The following is a 3,534-nucleotide window of genomic DNA, read 5'->3' on the forward strand; positions in this document are numbered from 1 at the left end:
ATCTGCAAAAAGATGTCCCAGCAGTTCATGGATCTTGTCGCCCTGATCGTGCAATAGCGGACGACTGCGATCCGGTTGCAGCGCCAGATCGGGCAAGGGTCCCGACACAGACTGGCCCATACCCAGATCGAATCGCCCCGGATAAAGCGCAGCAAGGGTTTGGACACTTTCTGCAACTTTATAGGGGCTGTAATTGTTCAGCAACACGCCGCCAATACCAATCCGGATGCGAGAGGTTGCTGCCGCCAGGACCGGTGCCAGCACCATCGGATCAACGCAAGCCTCGTATGGGACGGCATGATGCTCGACGATCCAGTGCCGTGCAAATCCCAGCGCGTCAAGATGACGCGAGAGTGTGATCGTATCGGCAATCGCCGTTGCGCTATCGCGCCCCGTGCCGATCTGGACCTGGTCAAGAAGCGAAAGTTTCATATCTTTACCTGCAAGCGAAACGGGTAGCGGCTGCCACCCGCCTCATTTTTTATTTGATGTCAAACGCTGATGGCAGGATCAGATCCTTGCGAATATCAATCTTGCTGGACGCTTCCAACATACCCGCAGAAATCATGAATGTCTGGTCGGCGTCAAGATTGGCAACATCCGCCTCGGTCATTTTGGGATCAAAATCATAAAGCGCATATTGCTTGCGCGCTTCGTCAAGACTGATGTCCTGGTCTTTGGCAGCAATGGCCAGTGCCTCTTCCGGTTGCTCACGCATAAAATCAAGCGCCTTCAGATGAGCCTGGAAATAGGCCTTGAGCAATTGCGGATTGGCCTTGGCAAAGTCGCGACTGGTGCCAATGACCGTTGTCGGTGCGATCAGCCCTTGGCCATTGACAATGATATGACCGCCAGCGGCCTCGACCTGCGTGGCATTGGCGCCCGCCAGCGTAACTGCATCAACACGACCAGCAAGCAGAGCCGCACGTGCGGTTGGCAGATCCATATTGATATATTCGATATCATCCAGGGTCATTTTTTCCGCCGCCAGTGCTGCCACCAACAATTGATTGAGCACCGTTCCCTTGGGCCCGGCCACCTTTTTACCCTTAAGCGACTTGATATCGGCCGGGCCATTGGCCGCCGCCATGACGAAGTACGCTTTGGGCGCACGGGCATAAGCGCCCATGACCACAACATCCGCGCCATTGGCGTTGGCCAGAATCGCAGAGGTTCCACCCAGTACCGAGGCTATCTGCAGCTCGCCGGCGGCAAGCGCCTGAGTCTGCGCCGCACCAGAAGTAATCTCCGGATGGCTCAGTTTCACACCATGGGCGGCAAAGGCCTCGTCCAGATAGCCTTTTTCACGCATGACAATTGAGGGAACGTTAAAAGGCGCCGTCACGTAGGAGACAGCGGCTTTTGTCGTTTCTGCAAAGCTAACACCAGAAGCAAGCAGGCTCGCGGCCAGTGCGGTAGCCAACACAAAAGTGCGTTTATTCATAAGAATTCCTTAAGAGTTTGAATTGGGACAGGCGAACAGCCGGTCAAGCAGATGTTGACGGGCGGTATTGATCGCGGGCTCAGCCCCGGTGCGAGGGTATGCTGTATCCAGATCCAGGCGCAGGGTGAAGCGGCCCTGATCAATCACCAGAATGGTCTGACCCAGACGAACGGCCTCCTCCAGATCATGCGTGACGAACACAATGGTTTGCCCCAGCTCGCGCCAGATCCTGATCAGGTCATCCTGCATCTGCTTGCGCGTAAATGCGTCCAGCGCACCAAAGGGCTCGTCCATCAGCAAAAGCGCCGGCTGCACCACCAACGCCCGGGCGATGGCCACGCGCTGCGCCATCCCGCCCGACAACTGGTTCGGCCAGGCATCACGAACATCATGAAGACCGACCATTTTCAATGCCCGGTTGACTCGCAAGTCTATTTCGGCACGCGCCAGCTTCGATTGCAGGAGGAAACCGGCGTTTTGCGCCACCGTAAGCCAGGGCATCAGCCGCGGTTCCTGAAAAACCACACCCACCGATTCGCCGGTATGTTCGAACTGACCGGAATTGGGCGTTTCCAACCCTGCCATCAAGCGCAACAGCGTTGATTTGCCGCAGCCGGAGCGGCCTAGCAGAACATAAAACCCGCCTTTATTCAGCTTCAGATCAATGCCCTGTAAAACTTCCCGGCGCGCACCGTCGGGCAGACGATAGCCATGACGAATATTGCGCAGCTCAGGCATGAGGCAGCTCCATTTCCTGGCGCAGCCATGGGAAACGCCACCGTACCAGCGCTTTGAGCCCGTGATCGGCCAACAGTCCGATAATGCCAATGACCAGAACGCCCACCAGCACAATATCGGTCCGCGCCAGATCCTGGGCGTCAAGAATCATATAGCCCAGGCCAGCAGCTGAAGCAATCAGCTCCGCACCGACCACTGCCCGCCACCCGTAGCCCAGGCCTACACGCAAACCAACAAACATCGCCGGCAACGCGGCCGGGATGGCGATTCGGCGCATTAACTGCAGGCGGCTGAAACCGGCGGCACGGCCGACATCAAGCAGCTTGGGGTCAACTTGCGCAAAGCCGCCCCGGAAACTGAGGAAGATGGGGAAAAAGCACGCCAGAATAATAATACCGATTTTTTGCGTTTCACCGATACCCAGCCAGAGCATTAAAAGCGGCATCAGTGCCAGAGGCGGAATCTGACGCACGAACTCCATCGGCGGATCCAGCACGCGAGCCAGCGTCTTCCAGTTGATCATCGCCAGACTGATCACCAAAGCCAGCAATACGGCGATCGCATACCCTGCGCCAACCCGTCCCAGCGACACGCCAATATGCTGGGCGAGCTTGCCATTGGAAAAGAGCGTGATAAAAGTAGACCAGACCCGTTGGGGAGAAGGTAGCAGAAATGTGCTCACCAACCCAAGATTGGAGACTGCAAACCAGGCGATCAGAACGGATATGAATACGAGAGAAGAATAAAAAAGACGCATTATGTATTGTTTTGGCCACGCATTATCTGCGATTGGCTCACACAGTAACAGCCGATTTCATTCGCGTGGACGATGCAACGGCCGCATGCTTGAGCGCAAGAAAGCGAGCAGGCACGGCACATTCAGTAGCCTGCCAGTTTATCACAACAGCCACAGCGCTGTTTGATGCCGCAGAGCCGACGAACAAGTAAGCGTACGGCCGGGTCAGCGGCCGAACCAATAAGGACCTGCAGCAACAGCAGCCGGCAATGTGTGATGCACATGACAACCGTTGCTCCAGCCCTGGACGACTTGCGCGCATCCGGACATGTCTAAAGGAACATACAAGGCTGTCCACAGCATGATGGACTGCACAATTGCATTTGTGGAGCACGGATGTCAACTCCACCACAGTGAAATTATCACCATTTTGTTACGCGACGCACAAGCCTTGAATTGCCGGATACACCCCATCGGGTCAATCAATCAATAAAATCAGTTTCGCTCACTAGCCAGGAACGACTCGGCCTTTTGTCGCCCCCAGGCTTACCGCGCGATATGGGTGGGCAGCCTGAGCAAAACATGGTGCCGATTTTATAATTAGCAAATGAAACAA

Annotated in this window: 4 protein-coding genes; all 4 read right to left on the reverse strand. The window is 55.7% G+C overall.

What is annotated here, in order from left to right; all coding sequences use genetic code 11:
* The coding region (locus ACTIKR_RS20435) for an LLM class flavin-dependent oxidoreductase (RefSeq protein WP_442328882.1) at positions 1–432 on the reverse strand (432 nt) is incomplete at its 3' end.
* A 49-nt stretch (positions 433–481) separates the two neighbouring features.
* Positions 482–1,444: an ABC transporter substrate-binding protein gene (locus tag ACTIKR_RS20440; RefSeq protein WP_442328883.1), complete on the reverse strand. Its 963-nt coding sequence runs from the start codon at positions 1,442–1,444 to the stop codon at positions 482–484.
* Positions 1,445–1,453: 9 nt separating this feature from the next.
* Positions 1,454–2,182, reverse strand: a complete 729-nt coding sequence (locus ACTIKR_RS20445; RefSeq protein ID WP_442328884.1) for an ABC transporter ATP-binding protein — start codon at positions 2,180–2,182, stop codon at positions 1,454–1,456.
* On the reverse strand, positions 2,175–2,939 hold the full coding sequence (locus ACTIKR_RS20450) for an ABC transporter permease (protein WP_442328885.1): 765 nt from the start codon (positions 2,937–2,939) through the stop codon (positions 2,175–2,177). Before ACTIKR_RS20450 ends, ACTIKR_RS20445 begins: the two co-directional genes overlap by 8 nt.
* Positions 2,940–3,534: the final 595 nt, after the last annotated feature.

This window comes from Advenella sp. (genome assembly GCF_052108595.1).
In the GTDB taxonomy this organism is placed as follows: domain Bacteria; phylum Pseudomonadota; class Gammaproteobacteria; order Burkholderiales; family Burkholderiaceae_B; genus Advenella.

What these genes read in the sequence shown, in the direction of transcription:
- ACTIKR_RS20440 (WP_442328883.1), bottom strand. Translation starts at nt 1,444, where the DNA reads ATGAATAAACGCACTTTTGTGTTGGCTACCGCACTGGCCGCGAGCCTG.
- ACTIKR_RS20445 (WP_442328884.1), bottom strand. Translation starts at nt 2,182, where the DNA reads ATGCCTGAGCTGCGCAATATTCGTCATGGCTATCGTCTGCCCGACGGT.
- ACTIKR_RS20450 (WP_442328885.1), bottom strand. Translation starts at nt 2,939, where the DNA reads ATGCGTCTTTTTTATTCTTCTCTCGTATTCATATCCGTTCTGATCGCC.